Origin of the sequence: Serratia sp. C2(1) (assembly GCF_036352655.1) — a bacterium.
GTDB classification, from domain to species: Bacteria; Pseudomonadota; Gammaproteobacteria; order Enterobacterales; family Enterobacteriaceae; genus Serratia; species Serratia inhibens.
This window is the reverse complement of record NZ_JAZFBA010000001.1, coordinates 2,146,989-2,170,094: the sequence shown is the minus strand read 5'-3', so window position 1 is coordinate 2,170,094 and position 23,106 is coordinate 2,146,989. Positions and strand designations below refer to the sequence as shown.

Below are 23,106 nucleotides of genomic sequence, written 5' to 3'. Positions count from 1 at the left end.
ATGGCTGATTGATGAAGAAAAGAAAGCTGAAGATCGTTTCTATTATTGTTGTTCTGGTATTGGCTCTGCTGTTCTGGGGTTACCAGAAGATTGAACGCTTTGCCGATACGCCATTGGCGATCCAGCAGGAAGCCATTTTTAAACTGCCTGCGGGTACCGGGCGGGTAGCGCTGGAAGGCTTGCTGGTACGCGACAAGCTGATCCGCAACGGTGCCTGGTTCCCGTGGTTGCTGCGCCTGGAGCCGCAACTGGCAGAGTTCAAGGCCGGCACTTACCGCTTTACGCCGGGAATGACGGTGCGCCAGATGCTTAAACTGTTGGCCAGCGGTAAAGAAGCCCAGTTCAGCGCGCGTTTTATCGAAGGTTCGCGCCTGCGCGACTGGCTGTTGGTGCTGCAGCAGTCGAAATACCTCAAACATACGCTGGCGGGCAAAAGCGAAGCGGAAATCGCCGTGGCGCTGGGCCTGCCGGAGGACACTCATCCGGAAGGGCGCCTGTACCCGGATACCTATCTGTATACTGCCGGCATGAGCGATATCGCGCTGCTTAAGCGTGCTCATCTGCGCATGATCAAGACGCTGGAAGCCGCCTGGCAAAGCCGCGATACCAGTTTGCCCTACAAGACGCCGGAAGATTTGCTGACTATGGCTTCAATAGTCGAGAAGGAAACCGCCGTGCCGGAAGAACGCACCAAGGTGGCTTCGGTATTCATTAACCGCCTGCGTATTGGCATGCGCCTGCAAACTGACCCAACGGTGATCTACGGCATGGGCGACGCCTATAATGGCAATATTACCCGTAAAGATCTGGAAACGCCGACGCCATACAACACTTATGTGATCAGCGGCCTGCCGCCGACACCGATCGCCATGCCGGGCCAGGCTTCTTTGGAAGCCGCCGCCAATCCGGCGAAGACGCCTTATTTGTACTTTGTCGCCGACGGCAAGGGTGGCCACCAGTTTACCACTAACCTGGCAAGCCATAATCAGGCGGTGCGCGCCTATCGCCAGGTGCTTAAGGAAAAGAATGAAAAGTAAATTCGTGGTTATCGAAGGGCTTGAGGGCGCGGGGAAAACCACCGCGCGCGATACCCTGGTCAACGTACTGCGCGAGCACGGCATTAACGACATTGTCTTTACTCGCGAGCCGGGCGGTACCCCGCTGGCGGAAAAGCTGCGCGATCTGTTCAAACGTGGCGTAGACGGCGAATTGCCGACTATCAAAGCCGAAGTGCTGATGCTGTATGCCGCCCGCGTGCAACTGGTAGAAACCGTCATCAAACCGGCGCTGGCACGCGGTGCCTGGGTGGTCGGCGATCGTCACGATTTGTCATCGCAGGCCTACCAGGGCGGCGGTCGTGGTGTAGATCAACAACTGATGGCCTCGCTGCGTGATACCGTCTTGGGGGATTTCCGCCCGGACCTGACGGTTTATCTGGATCTGCCGCCGCTGGTTGGCCTGCAACGCGCCCGTGCGCGCGGCGAGCTGGATCGTATTGAGCAGGAAGCGCTGCCGTTCTTTGAACGCACCCGCTCGCGCTATCTGGAGTTGGCGGCGCAGGACGACTCTATCGTCACCGTTGACGCCTCTCAATCGCTGGAACAGGTGACGGCGGCTATCCGCAGTTGCCTCAGCCAATGGCTACAGCAGGAAGGCGCGTAATGAACTGGTACCCGTGGCTGAACACGCCTTACCGTCAGTTGGTCGGGCAATATGCCGCAGGCCGTGGTCACCATGCGCTGTTGCTGCATGCTGCTGCCGGCAATGGCGATGAAGCGCTGGCTTATGGTCTGAGCCGCTGGTTGATTTGTCAGCGGCGCAACGGCGAGAAAAGCTGCGGTGAGTGTCATAGCTGCCGGCTTATGCTGGCGGGCAACCATCCGGACTATCACGTATTGACGCCGGAGAAGGGCAAAAGCAGCCTGGGGATTGAACCTATCCGCCAGGTGATCGAAACCCTTTATTCCCACGCCCAGCAGGGGGGCGCCAAGGTTATCTGGTTGCCGCAGGCGGAACTGCTGACTGAAGCGGCCGCCAATGCCCTGTTGAAAACGCTGGAAGAACCGCCGGAAAAAACCTATTTCCTGTTGAGCTGCCGCGAGCCTTCACGGCTGCTGGCGACATTGCGTAGCCGCTGTTTCTATTGGCATCTCGCCAGCCCGGATGAACAGCTCAGTTTGCAGTGGTTGAACCGGCAAACGCCAGGCAATTCGGTGGATCTCCTCACCGCACTGCGGCTGCACGACGGGGCGCCGTTGGCCGCCGAGCAACTGTTGCAACCCGAACGTTGGCAGCAGCGCAGCGCTTTGTGTGCTGCACTGAATGCCGCCCTGCCGCAGCATGACATGCTGTCGCTGTTGCCGGCGCTGAATCACGAAGACGTGGCGGAGCGGCTGCACTGGTTATGCGCATTGCTGGTGGATGCCATGAAGTGGCAGCAGGGCGCGGCGAGCTTTATGCTTAATCAGGATCAGCAACCGTTGGTGCACCAATTGGCCGGCCGCCTGAGCGGTAGCTCGCTGCAGCAAGTGGTGCAGCAATGGCTCAATTGCCGCCAGCAGTTGCTTAACGTAACCGGCGTCAATCGCGAACTGTTGCTGACCGAGCGCTTGCTCAGTTGGGAGCAGATGCTTGGCGCTACCGGCTATTCTCATCCTCATCCGTTGTAAAAGAGTTAACTATTATGTTGTTAGTAGATTCGCATTGTCATCTTGATGGCCTGGATTACCAAACGCTGCATCAAAACGTGGATGACGCTCTGGCGAAAGCCAAGGCGCGCGATGTCGGCTACGTTCTGGCGGTAGCGACCACGTTGCCGGGTTATCAGGCCATGACGCAGTTGATCGGCCCACGCGATGACGTGGCGTTCTCCTGCGGTGTCCATCCGCTCAATCTCGAGGGCGGTTACGATTACGCCGAGCTGCGCCGTTTGGCGGCGGCCGAGCAGGTGGTGGCGCTGGGAGAAACCGGGCTGGATTATTTCTATCAGAAAGACAATCTCGAGCTGCAGCAAGCGTCATTCCGTGAGCATATCCGCATTGGTCGTGCGCTGAACAAACCGGTGATCGTGCATACCCGCGACGCGCGTGAAGATACGCTGGCGATCCTGCGTGAAGAGAACTCGCAGGACTGCGGCGGCGTGCTGCACTGTTTTACCGAAGACATCGCTACCGCAGAAGCGCTGCTCGATTTGGGTTTCTATATTTCCTTTTCCGGCATCCTGACCTTCCGCAATGCAGAGCAACTCCGTGAGGTGGCGCGCTACGTGCCGCTCGATCGCATTCTGGTGGAAACCGACTCGCCGTATCTTGCTCCGGTGCCGCATCGCGGCAAAGAAAACCAACCTGCCTACGTGCGTGATGTGGCTGAATATATGGCGGTATTGAAGGGCGTGAGCCTGGAAACGCTGGCCGAAACCACCACCGCCAACTTTTCACGCTTATTTCACATCGAACTATAATCCTTGGCCTAGGCTTAGCTGTAGTCATTGATGTTGGATTTTTTTTTAAGCTCGTAATTAATCGCTGAAACGGGTAATGTTCCCACCCGTTTTATGGCGATGGCTGGGCTTTTTTTCGTCTTTTTTGATAAAAAATGGTCGATTCAAGAAAAATACCCGGCTTTGTTCATCGAAACGTGACTGCCATCAAACATTGCGCAGAGTATTTATTTTACTCTGCGTAAAAATTCAAGGGGTGCTCAGACACCCTGAATTGCAGGGGTTTTTCTCCCCCCCTTGCAACGCGAAGAATCGCGAGAAGTAGCAAAGCACTATTACTCAGGAGCACACTCAACTATGTTCAAGAACGCATTTGCAAACCTGCAAAAAGTAGGTAAGTCGCTAATGCTGCCGGTTTCCGTATTGCCTATCGCAGGTATTCTGCTGGGCGTCGGTTCCGCCAACTTTAGCTGGCTACCTGCGGTAGTCTCTCACGTGATGGCGGAAGCCGGCGGTTCAGTTTTCGCCAACATGCCGCTGATTTTCGCTATCGGTGTTGCCCTGGGCTTCACCAATAACGATGGTGTCTCTGCGTTGGCTGCGGTAGTGGCTTACGGCATCATGGTGAAAACCATGGCGGTGGTTGCACCTTTGGTTCTGCACCTGCCGGCTGAAGAAATTGCGGCTAAACACCTGGCGGATACCGGTGTGCTCGGGGGGATTATCTCCGGCTCCATCGCGGCCTATATGTTTAACCGCTTCTTCCGTATTCAGTTGCCTGAATACCTGGGCTTCTTTGCCGGTAAGCGGTTTGTGCCGATTATCTCCGGCCTGGCGGCGATCGTTCTGGGCGTAGTCCTGTCCTTCATCTGGCCGCCAATCGGTTCGGCTATCCAGACCTTCTCCCAGTGGGCTGCTTATCAGAACCCGGTAGTGGCGTTTGGTATCTACGGCGTGGTTGAACGTGCGCTGGTGCCGTTTGGTCTGCACCATATCTGGAATGTACCTTTCCAAATGCAGATCGGTGAGTTCACCAACGCGGCCGGCCAGGTATTCCACGGCGATATCCCGCGTTACATGGCGGGTGACCCGACTGCGGGTAAACTGTCCGGTGGCTTCCTGTTCAAAATGTACGGTCTGCCTGCTGCCGCTATTGCCATCTGGCATTCAGCCAAGCCGGAAAACCGCGCTAAAGTCGGCGGTATCATGATCTCCGCTGCGTTGACCTCGTTCCTGACCGGTATCACCGAGCCGATCGAGTTCTCCTTCATGTTCGTTGCGCCGATCCTGTACGCAATCCACGCCATTCTGGCTGGTCTGGCGTTCCCGATCTGTATCCTGTTGGGGATGCGCGATGGCACCAGCTTCTCGCACGGTCTGATCGACTTTATCGTGCTGAGCGGCAACAGCAGCAAGATCTGGTTGTTCCCAATCGTGGGTATCATCTACGGTCTGGTGTACTACACCATCTTCCGCGTGCTGATTGCCAAGTTGGATCTGAAGACTCCTGGCCGTGAAGACACCGTTTCCGAGCAGGTCGCTCAGGGCGGTTCTGAGATGTCTGCGGCTTTGGTTCAGGCCTTTGGCGGTAAAGATAACATCACCAATCTGGATGCCTGCATCACCCGTCTGCGCGTTAGCGTGGCGGACGTGAGCAAGGTTGACCAGCCTGGTCTGAAAAAACTGGGTGCTGCCGGCGTTGTTGTCGCAGGCTCTGGCGTGCAGGCTATCTTTGGTACCAAATCTGACAACCTGAAAACCGATATGGACGAATACATCCGTAATCACTAATTCAGGCTGGGGAGCTTTGAGGGAGGCGAAAGCCTCCCTTTTTTATTGGCGAGGATTTATTTCCCGGCGTGGTTTTGCAGAAAACGCTCAAATACCTCGAGCGTGACCGTAGAGATATGGTGTTCAATCCCTTCGCTGTCCAGCTCCGCCGTCTCGGTCGGCACCCCGAGGCACACCAGCAGGTCGACCACAATACGGTGCCGGCGGCGCACTTGCTGTGCCAGTTGTTCACCTTCTTCAGTCAGAAAGACCCCGCGATAGGGGCGTGACTCTACCAATCCGGCGCTCTTCAGCCGCGCAATGTTCTTGATCGCCGTGGGGTGGGAAACGCCAAAGCGACGGGCGATGTCGGTGGTTCTGGCTTCGCGAGTGGTCAGCAGCAGATCGGCAATCAGTTCGACGTAATCTTCGATCAACGCATTCGACTGCGCTTCACGGGCGCGGGTAAAACGCAGGGCGTGCTCAGCCTCATCCGGCATTTCAGCCAAGGTAGGGCGTTCGGCGTTATCTGGCGCGCTTGTTACCATATTCTGGGACGTCCTTTATAGGTTAAACCAGTGAGTTCCAGACTAATGGAATCCTGCCTTACGTTAGTCTAATAGCGACGCATTATCAATTCAGCCGCCGTACTCAATGACAATAAGAAATATTTGTACACAAAGGCAAAGTATCTTCCATTTTGCATAAAGTGTAGCCGATGCTACATTGTTCTGAGTGTTGGGTAAAAAATAACCAGAACAATATTAAGGGTAAAACATGCGTGAGGCGGCAACCACCACATCGTTAACCGAACGGACCAATACCGCGATTGGTAACGCACTGGCCGGGCGTAAGCGCGGCGCGTTCACGCCGCTATTGTTCGCCGGGCCGGCGGTGATTGCCTCCATTGCTTACATGGACCCCGGCAATTTCGCCACCAATATTCAGGCTGGTTCAAAATACGGTTACAGCCTGTTGTGGGTAGTGGTGATGGCCAACCTTATTGCCATGCTGTTTCAGGCGCTGTCGGCCAAGCTGGGTATCGTCACCAACCGTAACCTGGCGGAAATGTGCCGCGATCAATTCTCGCGCCCGGTGGTGATCGGCATGTGGCTGCTTAGCGAGGTGGCGGCAATGGCCACGGATCTGGCGGAGTTCCTGGGTGGGGCTATCGCGCTCGCCTTACTGTTCCACATGCCGTTGCTGGCGGGGATGGGCGTGACGGCGGTGATCACCTATGCATTATTGATGGTAGAAAAGAAAGGTTTCCGCCCGGTCGAGCTGATGATTGGCGGGCTGGTGGCGATCATTGCCCTGTGTTATCTCGCCGAGATGTTTATCGTGCCGGTCGACTGGCTGGCGGCGGGCACCGGCATGGTAACGCCGCAGTTGCCGGATGCGCAGGCGCTGACCATTGCCGTCGGGATTATCGGTGCCACCGTAATGCCGCATGCCATTTTCCTGCACTCGGGCCTGACCCAGCACCGAACGCCGGCCAGCGATAACGGCGAACGGCGCAAACTGCTGCGTTTTTCCAATATCGAAGTGGTGATCGCACTGGCGATTGCCGGGCTGGTGAATATTGCCATGGTGATCATGGCTTCCAGCGCCTTCCATGCAGGCAACAGCGACGTGGCGGAGATTGGTACGGCGTACCATACGCTGACCCCGCTGTTTGGCGCCGCCGCTGCCGGGATCTTCCTGATGTCGTTGATTGCCTCCGGTATTTCCAGTTCGGTGGTGGGCACCATGGCGGGCCAGATGATTATGCAGGGGTTTGTCGGCTTCCGCATCCCGGTGTGGGTGCGTCGCCTGGTGACCATGATCCCGGCGTTTATCGTGGTGGCGTTAGGGGTTAATGCGACGGATGCGTTGGTCTACAGCCAGGTGGTGCTTAGCCTGGCGCTGCCGGCGCCGATGATCGCTCTGGTGATGTTTACCCGCCGCCGCGACATCATGGGCGAGTTTGTGAACAGCCGCCTCACCAGCCTGGTATCGATCATCGGTACGGTGATTATCATCCTGCTCAACATGGTGCTGCTGCTGCAGACGTTCGGCGTCACCATTCCCGGTCTGGGCTAGACTTTCTGAGGCCGCGCACACGGCCTCTCTCATTTTCGTTAAAGGTTGCCCACTCCGCCATCAATCTGCAGTTCGGCCCCGACCATAAACGCGGATTCGTCAGACGCGAGGAACACCGCCGCCTTTGCCAGTTCCAGCGGCGTGCCCATGCGGCCGATCGGCACCAAGGCGCGGATGTCATTGCGCAGCGCCTGCTCATCCTCTTCTTTCAAACCCAGCTTGCCCAATGCCGGTGTTTCGGTCGGGCCTGGGCTCAGGCCGTTGACCCGGATACCGCGCGGATGCAATTCACCGGAAAGCGTTCTGGCCAGCGACAGCAGGCCGGCCTTGCTGGCAGCGTAAACGCTGCTTAGCGGCAGGCCGATATGCGCGCTGACCGAGCCGCACAAAATAATCGAGGCTGGATTCGCTAATAGCGGCAGCAGCGCCTGAATTAAAAAAAAGGGCCCTTTGAGGTTGATGTCCATCAGCCGCTGATAGCTCTCCTCATCCCATTCCTGCAGCGGAAGGTGGGTGACGTCACCGGCGTTGATATACAACACGTCAAGGCGCGGCCAGTGGCTGGCCAACTGCTGGGCTAAAGCTTGCTGTTGGCCGATATCCCCGGCGTCACTGCGCAACAACAGCAGGTCGTCCAGCGCTTTTCCCGCTGCGTCGAGGCCGCTTTGGCTGCGGCCGGTGATCGCCACGGTGGCGCCTTCGGCAATAAACTGGCGCGCGGTTTCCAGACCAATCCCGCTGGTGCCGCCGGTGATCAATGCGTATTTACCTTTAAGTCGCGACATAGCTTGCCTCCTGTTTTCCGTTGGTAGGGCCATTATTTGCGCTATAGTATCTTTTGCATAGTAGGCACCTTTTGGATACTAAGGTACGGAGTGGGATGAAATGACGACGGCAGCGCTTTCGGCAGCGGAAAAAAATTTAACGGCGATGCCGGCAACAGACGAGCCTTGCCCTATGGTGGGGTTTGTGAATCTGGTAGCGGGTAAATGGGCGATCCCGATCCTTTACAGGTTGATCATGATAGACGGCCCGGTGCGCTTCAGTGAGTTGCAGCGCGCGGTGGCGCCAATCGCCCAGAAAGAGTTGACGCGTCAACTGCGGCAGTTCGAGCAGCGCGGTCTGGTTACGCGGCAGGTATTCCCGGAAGTCCCGCCGCGCGTTGAATACCGGATCACGGCGCTGGGCACATCTCTGCGCCCGACGCTGGATTCACTGGCCGAGTGGATGCGTGCACACGCCCCGCAACTGAGCGGTGGCTAATCGCCGATCCCCGGCGGGTTAATGGTGGAACGCTCTACCTTTTCATCGTGCTCGCCCCAGCGGTCCAACACCTGGGCATATTCGCCGCTGACGATCACGCCATTGATGGCGGCGTTAATGGCGGCAACCAGGCCGTTATCTTTTTTGGTGGTCACCGCTACGTAGGCGACGTTAGGGCCGATGCCGACCATTTTGGTTCTGCCGGTTAGCGCCGCTTTGTAGGCACCGGTGGAATGGGGCCCAAAGAAAGCGTCGGCACGCCCGGACTGAATGCTCAGGTTGGCGGCGGCATCATCGGTGACGTAAATCGGTTGCGCCGGCGCCAGGCCGTTGGCGCGGTTCTGTTTATCCCAGCCGAGCAAGATATTTTCCTGATTCGTGCCTGAGCCGACAATAATCCGCAACCCGGCAACGTCCGCCGGCTGGTTGATTGAGGCGATCTTGCTGGTGGATTTCACATAAAAACCCAGCGTATCTACGCGGTAAGTGGCGAAATCAAATTTGGTTTTCCGCAGCTTGGTGACGGCAATATTAAAAATGGCGGCATCGTACTTGCCGGAAGTAATGCCAAGCGGCCAGTCCTCCCAAGAGGTCGGCACCAGATTCAGTTCCAGCCCCAGACTGTCCGCCACCAGTTGTGCAATATCCGGGTCGCTGCCGATCAAGGTTTTATTGTCTTCGGCAAACAGCGCCAGCGGCGGGGAATTTTCAGACGCCACCGCTACGGTTAACTTGCCCGGTACGGCAAAATGGTAATTCGCCGGAATCAAGGCTACGGCGGCCGGGTTTTTGAGCGCACGCAAATGTTGCTGATTGGCCTGCAGATCGATAATGCTTTTGCTTTCCGCCTGGGCGGCACCGCACAGCAGCAGCGCGCCCAGCGCCAGGGTTTTGAGTGGCATGATGTTCTCTATCCGTTGTTAATCATGGAGTTACTATTGGCGGTGGCAACAGGCAAGTAAAGCAACAATAGTGAATAACCAAAGTGAAAAAAAATCAGATGATTGCCGCGGTAATCCCATGACAAAGGCGTCGATTGCCTGATTCTGCACCACTCGACGCGGAAAGTGCGCAATCAGGTTGAAAGCAGTAGAATTTGTCACTCATACTGCGTACAGATTATTTTCCTCAACAAGGAATGCCAGATGGCCGAAGAAACGATTTTCAGTAAAATTATCCGCCGCGAAATCCCTGCTGATGTGGTCTACCAGGACGAACTGGTCACCGCGTTCCGTGATATTTCACCTCAGGCTCCGACCCATATTCTGATCGTACCCAATATCTTGATCCCAACGGTGAACGACGTCACCGTCGAGCATGAAGCGGCGTTGGGCCGCATGATCACCGCCGCGGCGAAAATTGCCGAACAGGAAGGCATTGCCGAAGATGGCTACCGCCTGATTATTAATTGCAATCGCCATGCCGGGCAGGAGGTCTATCATATTCATATGCATCTGGTCGGTGGCCGCTCGTTGGGGCCACTGCTGTCCCGCTAACCGAGGTCAATCATGCGCTATAGCAAAACCCTGCGTTGCCTGATGGCGCTGGCGTTGCCCGCCGCAATTCTGATGGGCTGCAGCAATCGGCCCGGCATTGCGGTTAACGAACGGCAGACGGTGGTGATGGATTCGCCGGTGCTTACCGCAGGTATAGTGGCTGACAATCCATCGATTGCGGATGCCTCCGGGCGCGTGATGGCCACTTCGGTGCTCAGCAACAGCCAAACAACGCCGGTAACGGTGCATTACCGTTTTTACTGGTATGACAATCAGGGGCTGGATATCCGGCCCTTTGAGCCGCCGCGTACCATTACCGTTGCGCCGAATTCCGACGCCGAAATTTACTCGATTAACGGCAACCTCGATGCCAAACGCGTGCGTCTGCATCTATTCTTGTAAGCTCTTGCTTTAGTTGGAGAGGGATAATGAAAAAGTATCTATTTGTCGCACTGGCCGCCTTGATGTTAAGCGGCTGTCTGTCACGTCCCCCCGAGTCGGAACAGCCGCCGGCCACCGTTGAGCCGGTCAAGCCACCGGTGGTGGTAGAGCCGGTGCCACAACCCCAGCCGCCCATTGGCGAGCAGGTACCTCAACCGCCAAAAATTCAGCAACTTGATTGGCTGAGCAGCGTACAGCCGCTGGTGAACCAGATGTTGAAGGCCGACGGTGTCAACCCGGGCAGCGTGCTGCTGCTGGACAGCGTGAAGAACAACACCAACGGTGCATTGCAAACCGCTAAAGCCACCTCCGCGCTGCACAAGGCGCTGGCGTCGAACCACACCTTCTCCATCGTGCCGGAAGCGCAATTGGCGACCGCCAAACAAACCTTGGGCCTGTCGGCGGATGACAGTCTGGGCTCACGCAGCAAGGCCATTGGCCTGGCGCGGATCGTCAGCGCACAGTACGTGTTGTACAGCGATGTTAGCGGCGACGTGAAGTCTCCGACGTTGGATATGCAGTTGATGCTGGTGCAAACCGGTGAAATCGTCTGGTCAGGTAATGGCGCCGTTACCCGCTGAGGCCACGCTGCGAAGACTGATTGAAAACGAGCTGCCGGCGGTGAAAACCGCCGGTTGTCGTTTAAGCCCGGTGCAGGGGCTGACCGGCGAAAGTTGGCGTATCGAAGGCGAGGGCGTGCAACTGTTGGCGCGCCAACAAAGCGCAGAGAAAACCGCGCTTGGCGTTAGCCGGCGGCGAGAGGCTCGCGTGCTGCGCAGCGCCGGCGAGGGCTTGGGTCCGCAGGTTTTAATGCAGAATAATCAGTGGATTATCCTGGAATGGTTGTCTGGTGACGTTGTCACCGAGACGCATTTTATACGCCTGAATCAGCATGGCGATCTGGCGCGACTGGTTGCCCGTTTGCACCAGCGGCCGCTCAGCGGTTACCCGTTGAACCTGCATCGGCAGTTTGCCCGCTACTGGCAGCAGTTGGATCGCCGGCGTCTGACGCCTGCCTGGTTGCGGTTGCATCAGCGTTTCTTGCATGCCAGCCAGCCCTCTCCGCTGAAAATAGCCCCGCTGCATATGGATATTCATCCGGGCAATGTGATTGTACAGGGCGAAGGAGTGCGGCTGATTGACTGGGAGTACGCCGCCGACGGTGACATCGCGCTGGAAATTGCCGCGCTGTTTCGCGGTAACGCGTGGTCCACTGCCAATCAGCAGCGTTTTTTGCAGCATTATGTCCACGAGGGCTACCACGATTTGCCGCGGTTGAGCGCGCAGGTGCGATGCTGGTTGCCGTGGGTGGATTACCTGATGTTGTTATGGTTTGAAGTGCGCTGGCAACAGACCGGCGATAGCGAATTTTTACGCTGGGGCGCAGTGCAGCGCCGGCGTTTTTGTTTATCATCATCCCCATGTTCTGAATGAATAATGAAGTGAGGTGGCCGTGGGCCCAGTAATGTTAGATGTCGCCAGCTATGAGCTGGATGCCGAAGAACGCGAGATTTTAAAACACCCGCTGGTCGGCGGACTTATCCTGTTCACCCGCAACTTCCACGATGCGCAGCAGTTGCGTGAATTGGTGCGCCAAATCCGCGAGGCTTCCCACGATCGGCTGGTGGTGGCGGTGGATCAGGAAGGCGGGCGGGTTCAGCGTTTCCGCGAAGGGTTCACTCGCCTGCCGGCGGCGCAGTCGTTCGCCGCATTGAACGAAGCGCATGAGGCCGGGCGTCTGGCGCAGGAGGCCGGCTGGCTGATGGCGGCGGAAATGATCGCACAGGATATCGATATCAGCTTCGCGCCGGTGCTGGATATCGGCCACGTCAGCGCGGCGATTGGCGAACGTTCATTCCACAGCGACCCGCAACAGGCGCTGGCGATGGCCGAGCGTTTTATCCTGGGCATGCACAGCGCCGGGATGAAAACCACCGGCAAGCATTTCCCCGGCCATGGTGCCGTCAGTGCGGATTCACATAAAGAAACCCCGCGCGATCCACGTCCGCTGGCGCAGATCCGCGAGCATGACATGGCGATATTCCGCGAATTGATTAACCGCCAGTTGCTGGACGCCGTGATGCCGGCGCACGTCATCTATACTGAAGCAGACCCGCGCCCGGCCAGCGGTTCGCCATACTGGCTGCAACAAATCCTGCGCCAGGAGCTGGGTTTTGACGGCGTTATCTTCTCCGACGATCTGTCGATGGAAGGGGCCGCCATCATGGGCAGTTACGCTGAGCGCGGCCAGGCGTCGCTGGATGCCGGCTGTGACATGATCCTGGTGTGCAATAACCGCCAGGGTGCGGTCAGCGTGCTGGATAACCTGTCCCCGGTCAAAGCAGAGCGGGTGAAGCAGTTATATCATCGCGGTCAGTTCACCCGTCAGGAATTGCGTGATTCCGCGCGCTGGCAGCAGGCGCATAAAGAGCTGAGCGCGCTCAGCGAACGCTGGGAAGAGCATAAACAGCGTAGCGCCGGGTGAACCCAGGGCGTCGTAATGCGGCGTAGTAGTAGTAAATGATGAGGGCTGCGGCGCGGCCCTCAGCTTGTTGCGAGGATCCATATGATTATCTATTTGCATGGCTTCGATTCCACCAGTCCCGGCAATCATGAAAAGGTTTTACAACTGCAGTTCATTGACCCGGACGTGCGTTTTATCAGCTACAGCACCTTGCACCCACGCCATGATATGCAACATCTGTTGAAAGAGGTGGACAAGGCGGTTCAGCAGGAGGGGGATAAGCATCCGCTGATCTGCGGGGTGGGGCTGGGCGGTTTCTGGGCCGAACGCATCGGTTTCCTGTGCGGTATCCGGCAGGCGATCTTCAACCCTAATCTGTATCCTGAAGAACATATGCAGGGCAAAATCGACCGGCCGGAAGAGTACCGCGATATCGCCACCAAGTGTGTCGAGGATTTCCGCGAAAAAAACCGCGATCGCTGCCTGGTGGTGCTTTCCCGGCAGGATGAGGTGTTGGACAGCCAGCGCAGTGCGGAACTGCTGCACAACTACTACGAAATCGTCTGGGATGAACAACAGACCCACAAATTCAAAAATATCTCCCCGCATCTACAACGCATCAAGGCATTCAAGAGCCTGCTTTAACAGTTTCATAACGCCTGGCGCCGCCGCAGCGATTGCTTTTTACCGGCAAGAATTGCGGCATTTTTTATCAAAAATGCCCTGTTTTTCCTGGCCGGCGGCAAAATTTAAAACTGTGACGCAGCGCTAACTATTTGAATCGCAATCCTCAAAAATCCCCCTCGTCCAGCCTTTAACCAAAAAAGTTTGATGTACGTCAATTTTGGTATGACCAAATAACCTCACATGCTATTCTGGCTTTAGATAGCAGGTTTATTTTAAGCGAACCATATGTATTCTAAGGATATTATTTATTTACCCTTGGATAACAATTGGTTCACATTTAGGGGGTTATTTTGACAACGCCAAAGAAAAAAATCGTTATTGTCGGCGGTGGCGCCGGTGGTCTGGAACTGGCGACCAGCCTGGGCCATAAGCTCGGCCGCAAGCACAAAGCCGAGATCACGCTGGTGGACCGTAACCACAGCCATTTGTGGAAACCTTTGCTGCATGAAGTAGCAACCGGTTCCCTCGATGACGGCGTGGACGCGCTGAGCTACCTGGCGCACGCGCGTAACCACAATTTCAGCTTCCAGCTGGGATCGCTGACCAACATTAACCGTGAAACCCAAACGCTGCAGTTGGCGCAAATCTGCGACGAGCAGGGTGAAGAACTGGTGCCTGAGCGCGAGTTGCCTTACGACATTCTGGTTATGGCGCTGGGCAGCACCTCGAACGATTTCGGCACCCCAGGCGTAAAAGATCACTGTATCTTCCTGGATAACCCGCATCAGGCACGCCGTTTCCACAATGAAATGTTGAACCTGTTCCTGAAATTCTCGGCGCAGCCGGGGCAGAAAGGGCGGGTGAACATTGCCATCGTCGGCGGCGGCGCCACCGGCGTGGAACTCTCCGCCGAGCTGCACAATGCGGTGAAACAGCTGCACAGCTATGGTTTCGAAGGCCTGGACAACAGCGCGTTGAACGTGACTTTGGTTGAGGCGGGCGAGCGCATTCTGCCGGCGTTGCCGCCGCGCATTTCCGCCGCTGCGCACCAGGAACTGAACAAACTGGGCGTGCGCGTACTGACCAACACCATGGTCACCAGCGCGGACGCCAACGGCCTGAATACCAAGGGCGGCGAATTTATCGATGCCGATCTGATGGTATGGGCGGCCGGCATCAAGGCGCCGGACTTTATGAAGGACATCGCCGGGCTGGAAACCAACCGGATTAACCAGCTGGTGGTGGAGCCGACGCTGCAGACCACGCGCGATCCGAACATTTTCGCTATCGGTGACTGCGCTTCCTGCCCGAAAGAAGGCGGCGGTTTTGTGCCGCCTCGCGCCCAATCGGCGCACCAGATGGCGTCACGCTGTTTCACCAATATTCTGGCGCTGATGAATGGCCAGACGCTGAAACCCTACGTGTATAAAGACCACGGTTCTCTGGTCTCGCTGTCCCGCTTCAGCACCGTCGGCAGCCTGATGGGCAACCTGATGCGCGGTTCGATGATGGTAGAAGGGCGCATCGCGCGCTTCGTCTATATCTCGCTGTACCGCATGCATCAGGTCGCCCTGCATGGCTACATCAAAACCGGTCTGATGATGCTGGTTGGCGGTATCAACCGGGTAATCCGCCCGCGTCTGAAAATGCACTAAAAGCCGCAGTCAACGACTCACCCACGCCGGTTCGCCCGCGTGGGTTTTTTTATGCCAGCGCCAGGCGGTATCGGCCGTTACGGGATCCGTGGCCAGCACAAAATTTCGTCGGCATGGGTAAAATTCTTAAGATTCCTCCTAAACAGCGGGGAGAACCGTGATTTCCAGCATCTTTGGTCACATTGTCTTATTGCGGGGATTTGGAACATTGTGCAGACTTTATCTCGTTTACAGACGGCGCGTCGCGCACGCCGTAAACCGGGATACCACGTGCCGCCCATGCGCAAAATAATAAGCGCGGCGCAATGTAGGTAGCGTTCCCGGTACAAATGCGTGGTAACACTTTCAGGAGGATTTCCTGTGAACAAGTCAATGTTAGCCGGTGTTGGGATTGGTATTGCAGCCGCTCTGGGTATTGCCGCGGTGGCAAGCATGGACGTGTTTTCTTCCGGTCCGCAATTTGCGCAGGTGCTCGCCGCAACGCCGATTAAAGAAACCATCAAAACCCCGCGTCAGGAATGTCGCAATGTGACCGTCACACACCGTGCGCCCGTGCAGGATGAAAACCGCATTGCCGGTTCCGTGTTGGGTGCGGTAGCCGGTGGCGTGATTGGTCATCAGTTTGGCGGCGGTCGTGGTCGTGACGTTGCGACAGTCGTTGGTGCGCTGGGTGGCGGTTATGCCGGTAATCAGGTGCAGGGGGCGATGCAAAATAACGACACAACCACCAGCACGCAACAGCGTTGCAAAACGGTCTACGACAAATCACAGAAAATGCTGGGTTACGATGTGACCTACAAGATTGGCAATCAGCAGGGCAAGATCCGTATGGATCACGATCCCGGCACCCAGATCCCGCTGGATAAAAGCGGCCAACTGGTGCTGAACAAAGCCTGATCACAGTTTAAGAATTAAACCCGCGGACAGTGTTAGTTCTGATCGTTTAACGCAGTTAAGCGAGCGGCATTAATATTGACGCGGGTTTCTGCTTTATTACGCCACCGCTTTGCCTCGAACCGGTACCAACGGCATCTTTTACGCTAATGTATCCGTGCGATTTCCCAGGGCATAACTTCAATAATGCGGCAATATTTGTTATATTATTGTGCAATTGAGCGGGTGTTATGGCGGTATGCCGCACCGGCCAAGCCTGAGATTTTGGTCTCCCGGAGACAGAGATAAAGACATGCTAGATTTCCGCTTTCCGACAGCATTGCAAATGGTACTTAGCGTAGCCTTGGCTGAAAAGCAGGGCCTGCGTTCGACCAGCGCGATCCTTGCCGCCGGTCTGGAAGCCAACCCCAGTTTCATCCGCAAGTTGATGGTGCCCTTGACCAAAAACGGCATCATCGTTTCCACGCTGGGCCGCAACGGGTCGATTCACCTTGGCCGCCCTGTGGAAGAGATCACCCTGCGGGATATCTATTTGTCCGTCATTGACGATAAACGCATTTGGGCTGCTCGGCCGGAAGGGCCTGCCCGCTGCCTGGTCAGCGCCAATGCCTGCTGGTATTTCAAGTCGGTGGTCAATGAGGCTGAAGAGGCATCGCTGGCGGTGCTGGAGCGCCATACGGTTGCGGATGCGTTGGCCGAGTTGGCGCGTGGCGATAAGCGTAGCTGCGCGGAATATGTGGCGGAAACGGCAAAACTTGCGGAGGCTGCGGATAAATAATCTGCGGTGTTGATGCAAAGAAAAAGGTCGGGCTTAGCCCGACCTTTTTTATGCCTGCCACGGCCGGCAGGCAGGCGAACTTTTATGCCGTTTGTTGCTGTGTTTTACGCGTCACCATGCGGCGCAGGGTCACGTAGAACACCGGCGTCAGGAATAGCCCGAACAGCGTCACGCCCAGCATGCCGGCAAACACCGTGATACCAGTCACTCCGCGCACTTCGGCACCGGCGCCGTGGCCCAGAATCAACGGGATGGTACCGGCAATAAAGGCGATGGAGGTCATTACGATCGGCCGTAACCGCAGGCGACAGGCTTCCAGCGCCGCTTCCATAATGCCTTTGCCCTGCAACTCAAGCTCGCGGGCGAACTCGACGATCAAAATGGCGTTCTTGCAGGCCAGCCCCATCAACACCACCAGCCCCACCTGCACGAACACATTGTTGTCGCCGCCGGTCAACCAGACGCCGAACAGCGCCGATAGCATGGTCATCGGCACAATAAGGATCACCGCCAGCGGCAGCGTCCAGCTTTCGTACAGCGCGGCCAACGCCAGGAACGCCAGCAGCACCGCCACCGGGAACACGATAATCGCCGCATTGCCCTGGGTCGATTGCTGGTAGCTCAGATCGGTCCACTGGATGTTCATGCCGTTCGGCAACAGTTTGGCGGCCATCGTCGTCAGCTCGCTCATTGCCTGCGTAGACGACAGGATGCGCGGATCGGCATCGCCAATCAGGTCCGCCGCCGGGAAACCGTTATAACGGATCACCGGGTCCGGCCCGTAGGTGGTGCTGATGTTGACCATACTGCCAATCGGCACCATTTCGCCCTTGTCGTTACGGGTGCGCAGGTTGGCGATGTCCTCCACGCTATCGCGGAATTGGCCGTCGGCCTGTGCGATGACTTGCCAGGTGCGGCCATAACGGTTGAAGTCATTGATGTAAGACGACCCCAGATAAGTCTGTAGCGTGCTGAACAGCGCGTTGAGCGGCACACCCTGCGCCTTGGCTTTGTCACGATCGATTTTCGCCTCCAGCTGCGGCACGTTGGCCTGATAAGACGAGATCGGGAAACTCATGCCCGGCGTTTGCATGATGCTGCCCGACAGGGTGTTGATCGCGGTCTGCAGCGCGCCATATCCGAGACCGGCGCGATCCTGAACATACAGCGAATAACCCGAACCCTGCCCGATACCGAGAATAGGCGGCGGCATGATCGAGAAGGCGAACCCTTCCTGAATCTGCGAGATGCGCGCATTGATCTCGGCGTTGATCTGCGCCGCGCTGCGGGTGCGGGTGCTTAAAGATTCAAGCGCGAAGAACACGGTGCCGGTATTGGGCGTATTGGTAAACTGCAATGCATTCAGCCCGGGGAAGGCTACCGCGTCCGTCACCCCGTCGACGCTCAGGCCGATGGCGCTCATTTTGCGGATCACCGCATCGGTACGCTCCAGCGACGCGCCCTCCGGCATTTTCACCCCGCCAATCAGGTAAAGTTTATCCTGCGTCGGGATAAATCCGCCGGGCACGGTTTTAAACATCACGCCCGCGGCGCACAGCAACAGCACGTACACCACGAACACCGCGCCGCGCTTACCGAGCGCACGGGAAACCCCGCGCTGATAGCGCTGCGAGCTGCTGGCAAAGAAGCGGTTGAACGGGCGGAACAGCCAACCGAACAGCCGGTCAATCAGGCGCGATGGCATGTCCTTCGGCGCGCCGTGCGGTTTCAGCAGCAATGCCGCCAGCGCCGGCGACAGGGTCAGCGAGTTGATGGCCGAAATTACGGTCGAAATGGCGATGGTGACGGCGAACTGCTTGTAAAACTGGCCGGTGACGCCGGACAAAAATGCCATCGGCACGAATACCGCGCACAGCACCACCGCGATGGCGATGATCGGCCCGGACACTTCGCGCATCGCCTGGTGCGCCGCCGCCAGCGGCGATAAACCTTCCTCGATATTACGTTCGACGTTTTCCACCACCACGATGGCGTCATCGACCACGATACCGATCGCCAGCACCAGCCCGAACAGGCTAAGCGTATTGAGCGAGAAGCCCAGCAGGTACAGCGCGGCGAAGGTACCGACGATGGAAATAGGCACCGCCAGCAGCGGAATGATCGAGGCGCGCCAGGTTTGCAGGAACAGGATCACCACCAGCACCACCAGCAGCACCGCTTCGAGCAGGGTATCTACCACCGCGCGGATCGAATCGCGGACGAACACCGTCGGGTCGTACGGCGATTTCCAGCTCATGCCATCCGGGAAGCGGGTCGACAGCTCGGCCATTTTGGCCCGCACCGCGTCGGACAGCTCGATGGCATTAGCGCCCGGTGCCTGGAAGATACCGATCCCGACGGCGTCCTTATTATTGAGTTGGGCGCGCAGCGCATAACTGCCGGACCCCATTTCAATGCGCGCCACGTCGCGCAGACGCACTATCTCGCCGTTGTCGCCGCTCTTGAGGATAATATTGCCGAACTCTTCCTCGTTTTGCAGGCGGCCCTGGGCATTAATGGAGAGCAGATAATCGCTGCGCGTTGGCATCGGCTCCGCGCCCAGTTGGCCGGCGGAAACCTGCACGTTCTGCTCCTGCATGGCGGTGACCACGTCAGAGGCGGTCAGCCCGCGAGAGGCGACCTTATTGGGATCCAGCCAGACGCGCATGGCGTATTCACCGGCGCCGAAAATCTGCACCTGGCCGACGCCCGGCAGGCGGGCCAACTCATCTTTGACCTTCAGGGTGGCGTAGTTACGCAGATACAGTGAATCGTATTTACCGGAAGGGGAAACCAGATGCACCACCAGCGTCAGGGCCGGGGATTGCTTCTGGGTGGTGACCCCTTGGCGACGCACGTCTTCGGGCAGGCGCGCCTCGGCCTGCGCCACGCGGTTTTGCACCTGTACCTGCGCCTGATCGGGATCGGTTCCCGGGCGGAAGGTGACGGTGGTCACCAGCACGCCGTCAGAACCGGCCACCGATTTCATATACATCATGTGTTCGACGCCGTTGATGGCCTCTTCCAGCGGCGTAGCCACCGTTTCGGCAATCTCTTTCGGGTTGGCGCCCGGGTATTGGGCGCGCACTTGCACGCTCGGAGGCACTACGTCCGGGTATTCGCTGATCGGCAACAGCGGGATCGCAATAACGCCACCGACGAAAATCAGGATCGACAGCACCGCGGCAAAGATCGGCCGGTCGATGAAAAAACGGGAAAAGTCCATGGGTCAGGGTTCTCTGCTGGTGGCTTAGTTGACTGCGGAAGCGGGCGTGTTGGCTGCCATCACGACGGTTTTCGCATTGACCGGCATCCCTGACATAAACACTTTCTGCATGCCGTCGACGATCACTCGATCGCCCGCCGCCAGGCCTTTTTGCACGATGCGCAATCCATCCGCCACCCGGCCCACTTCGATATCGCGCCGCTGCGCCTTGCCGTCCTTATCGACGACATAAACGAATTTGCGGTCCTGATCGGTCATCACCGATTTATCGTCGATCAGCATGGCGTTGAACTCGGCGCTGCCGGGCATCTGCACCCGTGCAAACAGCCCTGGGGTGAAGCGGCGCTCGTGGTTTTCGAGCTGCGCGCGCATGCGAATGGTGCCGGTGCCGGCATTCAGCTGGTTATCGGTAAAATCGACAACGCCCTGATGCGGGTAGCCGTCTTCACCCACCAGGCCGACCTTGACCGGCAATTTCGCCTGCGGATCCTGGCTACGTTGGCCGTCGCGCGCCATATTCTGGTAACGCAGGAAGGTGGCTTCATCAACGTCGAAATAGACATAGACCTTATCGAGCGACACCAGCGTAGTGAGCACGCTGGCGCCATCACCGGTGGTGACCAGGTTACCGGCGGTGATCATGGCTCGGCTGGCGCGCCCGTCGATCGGGGCGGTCACCCGGGTAAAATCGAGGTTAAGCTGCGCGATATCGAGCTGAGCCTGGGCCGCCAGCACGTTGCTTTGCGCCTGTGCGGCGGAGGACCGGCGCTGTTCCCATACCTCGGTCGAGATCGCCTGGGTGCCGATCAGTTTCTCGGTACGGCTGGATTCACTGCGGGCCAACGCCGCCTGATTACGCGCTCGTACCAGTTCGGCCTGAGCCTGCTCACGGGCGGCGCGGTAGGTGCGATCGTCGATGGTGAACAGTACCTGGCCTTTTTTAACCTCATCGCCTTCGGTGTAATTCACCTTATCGATATAGCCGGAAACCCGCGGGCGCAGTTGAACGCTTTGCACCGCTTCGATCCGGCCGTTAAAGGCATCCCATTGGCTGATCGGTTTTATCACCACGTTAGCGGCGCTGACGGCCGGTGGCGGGGGAGCCGCATTTTGAGCGACGCTGTTGTCGCACCCTGCCAGCAGGGCGACCAGCAGCGCTACCGCTGAAAGGCGCGTGCTGAAACCGATGCTGTGAGCGTTAAACAATGAGTTTGGCTGGCTTGGCATTATTTTTATTCCATGGGTGAGCGCGGTCAGGCCATACACCCGGCCCTGTTATCCGGGTAACGTCCCTGGCCTGTGACCGGCGGCAGAGCGGTTGTGTCGTTCATCGGCACAACGTTAGGTTTTGAAACACATTGTTGTCACATTAATGTATTAATATCGGTTACATTAACTGAGTGGATTATAGAAGCGCCCATCCGATAAATGCAATAATAAAAATTGCATTTAATGCGAAACTGCTGCAACGTAGTGATATCGGGCAGCGGACTTACCTGCCAATGTCATGGGAGCGTCAGCATGAACAGCACGGGTTTTATTACTGATTTGATTGAATGGATTGACAACAATCTGGAAGAGAGGCTGGATATCAATACCGTGGCGGACCGCGCGGGATATTCCAAATGGCACCTGCAGCGCATGTTCAAGCGCCAGACCGGCTATGCGTTGGGGGAGTATATCCGCATGCAGAAGCTGAAGGTTTCCGCAGAGCGCCTGGCCAACAGCGGCGAGCCTATTGTCAGCGTGGCGATATCCCTCGGCTTTGACTCGCAGCAATCCTTCAATCGCAGTTTTAAACGCCAATTCGGCCAGACCCCGGGCGACTGGCGCCGCGCCGTGATGCAGCCGCAGATCGCCGCTAGCCGCGCACACTGAGGCGGATTGCAGACAACAAAAAAGCCTGAACTTGCGTTCAGGCTTTTTCATAAAATATGGCGGTGAGGGAGGGCTTGATTCGCTGCGCTCACCCTACGGGCCGCCTTCGGCGGTCCAAAACGCGATGCGTTTTGTCAAACCCTGTCGAGGCTTCTCACCCCTCCTGATGGAGGAATTTATATAGCAAAAAAGCCTGGACGCGAATCCAGGCTTTCTCTTCAGAATATGGCGGTGAGGGAGGGGTTCGAACCCTCGATACACTTACGCGTATACACACTTTCCAGGCGTGCTCCTTCAGCCACTCAGACACCTCACCGTATTTTTTCGTTGCGTACTCTCTGGTGCAACGGGGCGCTACTATAGGGAGTGGGGGCGAACCGGTCAAGCAGAATTTCTGCGTTTCGGCGCGTCCGCTCACGCGCTGCTCAGTTTGTTGAAAATGGCGGCAAACTCTGTGGACGGTTAGGTCTGCGGGCATTTTCCCTGTATTGCGGGCAACAAAAAAGCCTGGACGCGAATCCAGGCTTTCTCTTCAGAATATGGCGGTGAGAGAGGGGTTGATTCGCTGCGCTCACCCTACGGGCCGCCTTTGGCGGTCCAAAACGCATGCGTTTTGTCAAACCCTGTCGAGGCTTCTCACCCCTCTCTGCGGGGATTTATAAAAGCAAAAAAGCCTGGACGCGAATCCAGGCTTTCTCTTCAGAATTTGGCGGTGAGAGAGGGGTTCGAACCCTCGATACACTTACGCGTATACACACTTTCCAGGCGTGCTCCTTCAGCCACTCAGACACCTCACCGTTTTGTAGCATCGCTAACGCATTGCGCTGTCGACGGGCGCTAATGTAGGAGAATCTGATCTCAGCGTCAACCCTCTTGTGACATAACAATGACTGTTTAGCCAAAGTTGCAGCAATTTGCTGATTTCCCGAGCGATAAACCGCTGGTCAACGCGTACCGGAGGGATAATAACGGTACTAAATTATCTTGCAGGATAATGTTTGAACGCCTTGGTATACATTAGCTCAATATACCAGCAGCCAAGTCTTATACTGTGCTGTTATATGCATTAATACTGGATTATTAGTCATATGTA

The 23,106-nt window shown here is 57.1% G+C and carries 22 protein-coding genes, 2 tRNA genes and 1 other RNA gene; 17 read left to right on the top strand and 8 right to left on the bottom strand.

The window, feature by feature from the left end; genetic code table 11:
• Window positions 1–11: 11 nt before the first annotated feature.
• From mltG to ptsG, 5 genes are all read left to right on the top strand, one after another.
• Window positions 12–1,037 carry an endolytic transglycosylase MltG gene (gene mltG, locus V2S86_RS10170; protein WP_330762311.1) on the top strand — a complete coding sequence of 342 codons (1,026 nt, stop codon included), beginning with the start codon at window positions 12–14 and terminating at the stop codon, window positions 1,035–1,037.
• Window positions 1,027–1,662 carry a dTMP kinase gene (tmk, locus tag V2S86_RS10165; RefSeq protein ID WP_330762310.1) on the top strand — a complete coding sequence of 212 codons (636 nt, stop codon included), beginning with the start codon at window positions 1,027–1,029 and terminating at the stop codon, window positions 1,660–1,662. The genes mltG and tmk overlap by 11 nt, the downstream gene beginning before the upstream one ends.
• Window positions 1,662–2,669: a DNA polymerase III subunit delta' gene (holB, locus tag V2S86_RS10160; protein ID WP_330762309.1), complete on the top strand. Its 1,008-nt coding sequence runs from the start codon at window positions 1,662–1,664 to the stop codon at window positions 2,667–2,669. Before tmk ends, holB begins: the two co-directional genes overlap by 1 nt.
• A 14-nt stretch (window positions 2,670–2,683) precedes the next feature.
• Window positions 2,684–3,460: a metal-dependent hydrolase gene (locus tag V2S86_RS10155; protein WP_013812441.1), complete on the top strand. Its 777-nt coding sequence runs from the start codon at window positions 2,684–2,686 to the stop codon at window positions 3,458–3,460.
• Between the two features lie 336 nt (window positions 3,461–3,796).
• Window positions 3,797–5,230 (top strand): PTS glucose transporter subunit IIBC, encoded by a 1,434-nt coding sequence (ptsG, locus tag V2S86_RS10150; RefSeq protein WP_330762308.1) that lies wholly within the window; start codon window positions 3,797–3,799, stop codon window positions 5,228–5,230.
• A 56-nt stretch (window positions 5,231–5,286) separates the two neighbouring features.
• Here the strand turns inward: ptsG and mntR are convergent, their stop codons facing one another.
• Entirely contained in the window at window positions 5,287–5,757 is a 471-nt protein-coding gene (mntR, locus tag V2S86_RS10145) for a manganese-binding transcriptional regulator MntR (protein ID WP_330762307.1), read from the bottom strand.
• Between the two features lie 229 nt (window positions 5,758–5,986).
• Here mntR and V2S86_RS10140 point away from each other — a divergent pair, with 229 nt between their 5' ends.
• A complete protein-coding gene (locus V2S86_RS10140) occupies window positions 5,987–7,291 on the top strand; it encodes an Nramp family divalent metal transporter (RefSeq protein WP_330762306.1) in 1,305 nt (434 codons plus the stop codon).
• A gap of 38 nt (window positions 7,292–7,329) precedes the next feature.
• Here V2S86_RS10140 and V2S86_RS10135 read toward each other — a convergent pair whose 3' ends face one another.
• Window positions 7,330–8,076 (bottom strand): SDR family oxidoreductase, encoded by a 747-nt coding sequence (locus tag V2S86_RS10135; RefSeq protein WP_330762305.1) that lies wholly within the window; start codon window positions 8,074–8,076, stop codon window positions 7,330–7,332.
• 100 nt (window positions 8,077–8,176) lie between these two features.
• Here V2S86_RS10135 and V2S86_RS10130 point away from each other — a divergent pair, with 100 nt between their 5' ends.
• On the top strand, window positions 8,177–8,554 hold the full coding sequence (locus V2S86_RS10130; protein ID WP_330762304.1) for a winged helix-turn-helix transcriptional regulator: 378 nt from the start codon (window positions 8,177–8,179) through the stop codon (window positions 8,552–8,554).
• Here V2S86_RS10130 and V2S86_RS10125 read toward each other — a convergent pair.
• The gene (locus V2S86_RS10125; protein WP_330762303.1) at window positions 8,551–9,456 is read right to left on the bottom strand and encodes a transporter substrate-binding domain-containing protein; all 906 of its coding nucleotides are present in this window, start codon (window positions 9,454–9,456) and stop codon (window positions 8,551–8,553) included. The genes V2S86_RS10130 and V2S86_RS10125 overlap by 4 nt on opposite strands.
• A 243-nt stretch (window positions 9,457–9,699) precedes the next feature.
• On the opposite strand from V2S86_RS10125, the gene hinT reads away from it, so the two are divergent.
• From hinT to V2S86_RS10080, 9 genes are all read left to right on the top strand, one after another.
• A complete protein-coding gene (hinT, locus tag V2S86_RS10120) occupies window positions 9,700–10,050 on the top strand; it encodes a purine nucleoside phosphoramidase (RefSeq protein ID WP_330762302.1) in 351 nt (116 codons plus the stop codon).
• A 12-nt stretch (window positions 10,051–10,062) separates the two neighbouring features.
• Window positions 10,063–10,452, top strand: a complete 390-nt coding sequence (locus V2S86_RS10115; protein WP_330762301.1) for a YcfL family protein — start codon at window positions 10,063–10,065, stop codon at window positions 10,450–10,452.
• Between the two features lie 26 nt (window positions 10,453–10,478).
• Window positions 10,479–11,072, top strand: coding sequence for a penicillin-binding protein activator LpoB (gene lpoB, locus V2S86_RS10110; RefSeq protein ID WP_330762300.1), 594 nt, complete (start codon window positions 10,479–10,481; stop codon window positions 11,070–11,072).
• Window positions 11,053–11,925 carry a thiamine kinase gene (gene thiK, locus V2S86_RS10105; RefSeq protein ID WP_330763185.1) on the top strand — a complete coding sequence of 291 codons (873 nt, stop codon included), beginning with the start codon at window positions 11,053–11,055 and terminating at the stop codon, window positions 11,923–11,925. Before lpoB ends, thiK begins: the two co-directional genes overlap by 20 nt.
• Window positions 11,926–11,956: 31 nt before the next feature.
• On the top strand, window positions 11,957–12,976 hold the full coding sequence (gene nagZ, locus V2S86_RS10100; RefSeq protein WP_119803330.1) for a beta-N-acetylhexosaminidase: 1,020 nt from the start codon (window positions 11,957–11,959) through the stop codon (window positions 12,974–12,976).
• A gap of 81 nt (window positions 12,977–13,057) precedes the next feature.
• Window positions 13,058–13,600 (top strand): alpha/beta hydrolase YcfP, encoded by a 543-nt coding sequence (gene ycfP / locus V2S86_RS10095; RefSeq protein ID WP_330762299.1) that lies wholly within the window; start codon window positions 13,058–13,060, stop codon window positions 13,598–13,600.
• Window positions 13,601–13,932: 332 nt separating this feature from the next.
• Window positions 13,933–15,237, top strand: a complete 1,305-nt coding sequence (locus V2S86_RS10090) for an NAD(P)/FAD-dependent oxidoreductase (RefSeq protein WP_330762298.1) — start codon at window positions 13,933–13,935, stop codon at window positions 15,235–15,237.
• Between the two features lie 360 nt (window positions 15,238–15,597).
• Window positions 15,598–16,134 carry a glycine zipper 2TM domain-containing protein gene (locus V2S86_RS10085; RefSeq protein WP_330762297.1) on the top strand — a complete coding sequence of 179 codons (537 nt, stop codon included), beginning with the start codon at window positions 15,598–15,600 and terminating at the stop codon, window positions 16,132–16,134.
• A gap of 289 nt (window positions 16,135–16,423) precedes the next feature.
• On the top strand, window positions 16,424–16,909 hold the full coding sequence (locus V2S86_RS10080) for an RrF2 family transcriptional regulator (protein WP_330762296.1): 486 nt from the start codon (window positions 16,424–16,426) through the stop codon (window positions 16,907–16,909).
• Between the two features lie 82 nt (window positions 16,910–16,991).
• On the opposite strand, the gene sdeB is transcribed toward V2S86_RS10080, so the two are convergent.
• Window positions 16,992–20,135 carry a multidrug efflux RND transporter permease subunit SdeB gene (gene sdeB, locus V2S86_RS10075; protein ID WP_330762295.1) on the bottom strand — a complete coding sequence of 1,048 codons (3,144 nt, stop codon included), beginning with the start codon at window positions 20,133–20,135 and terminating at the stop codon, window positions 16,992–16,994.
• Window positions 20,136–20,159: 24 nt separating this feature from the next.
• The gene (locus V2S86_RS10070; RefSeq protein ID WP_330762294.1) at window positions 20,160–21,362 is read right to left on the bottom strand and encodes an efflux RND transporter periplasmic adaptor subunit; all 1,203 of its coding nucleotides are present in this window, start codon (window positions 21,360–21,362) and stop codon (window positions 20,160–20,162) included.
• A gap of 294 nt (window positions 21,363–21,656) precedes the next feature.
• Here V2S86_RS10070 and V2S86_RS10065 point away from each other — a divergent pair, with 294 nt between their 5' ends.
• Window positions 21,657–22,013: a helix-turn-helix domain-containing protein gene (locus V2S86_RS10065; RefSeq protein WP_330762293.1), complete on the top strand. Its 357-nt coding sequence runs from the start codon at window positions 21,657–21,659 to the stop codon at window positions 22,011–22,013.
• A 226-nt stretch (window positions 22,014–22,239) separates the two neighbouring features.
• Here the strand turns inward: V2S86_RS10065 and V2S86_RS10060 are convergent.
• The 3 genes from V2S86_RS10060 to V2S86_RS10050 all read right to left on the bottom strand — a co-directional run bounded on the left by V2S86_RS10060 (window position 22,240) and on the right by V2S86_RS10050 (window position 22,810).
• Window positions 22,240–22,329, bottom strand: a tRNA-Ser gene (locus V2S86_RS10060).
• A gap of 224 nt (window positions 22,330–22,553) precedes the next feature.
• Window positions 22,554–22,674, bottom strand: a non-coding RNA gene (locus tag V2S86_RS10055) — RtT sRNA.
• Between the two features lie 46 nt (window positions 22,675–22,720).
• Window positions 22,721–22,810 (bottom strand) — tRNA-Ser (locus V2S86_RS10050).
• Between the last annotated feature and the right edge of the window lie 296 nt (window positions 22,811–23,106).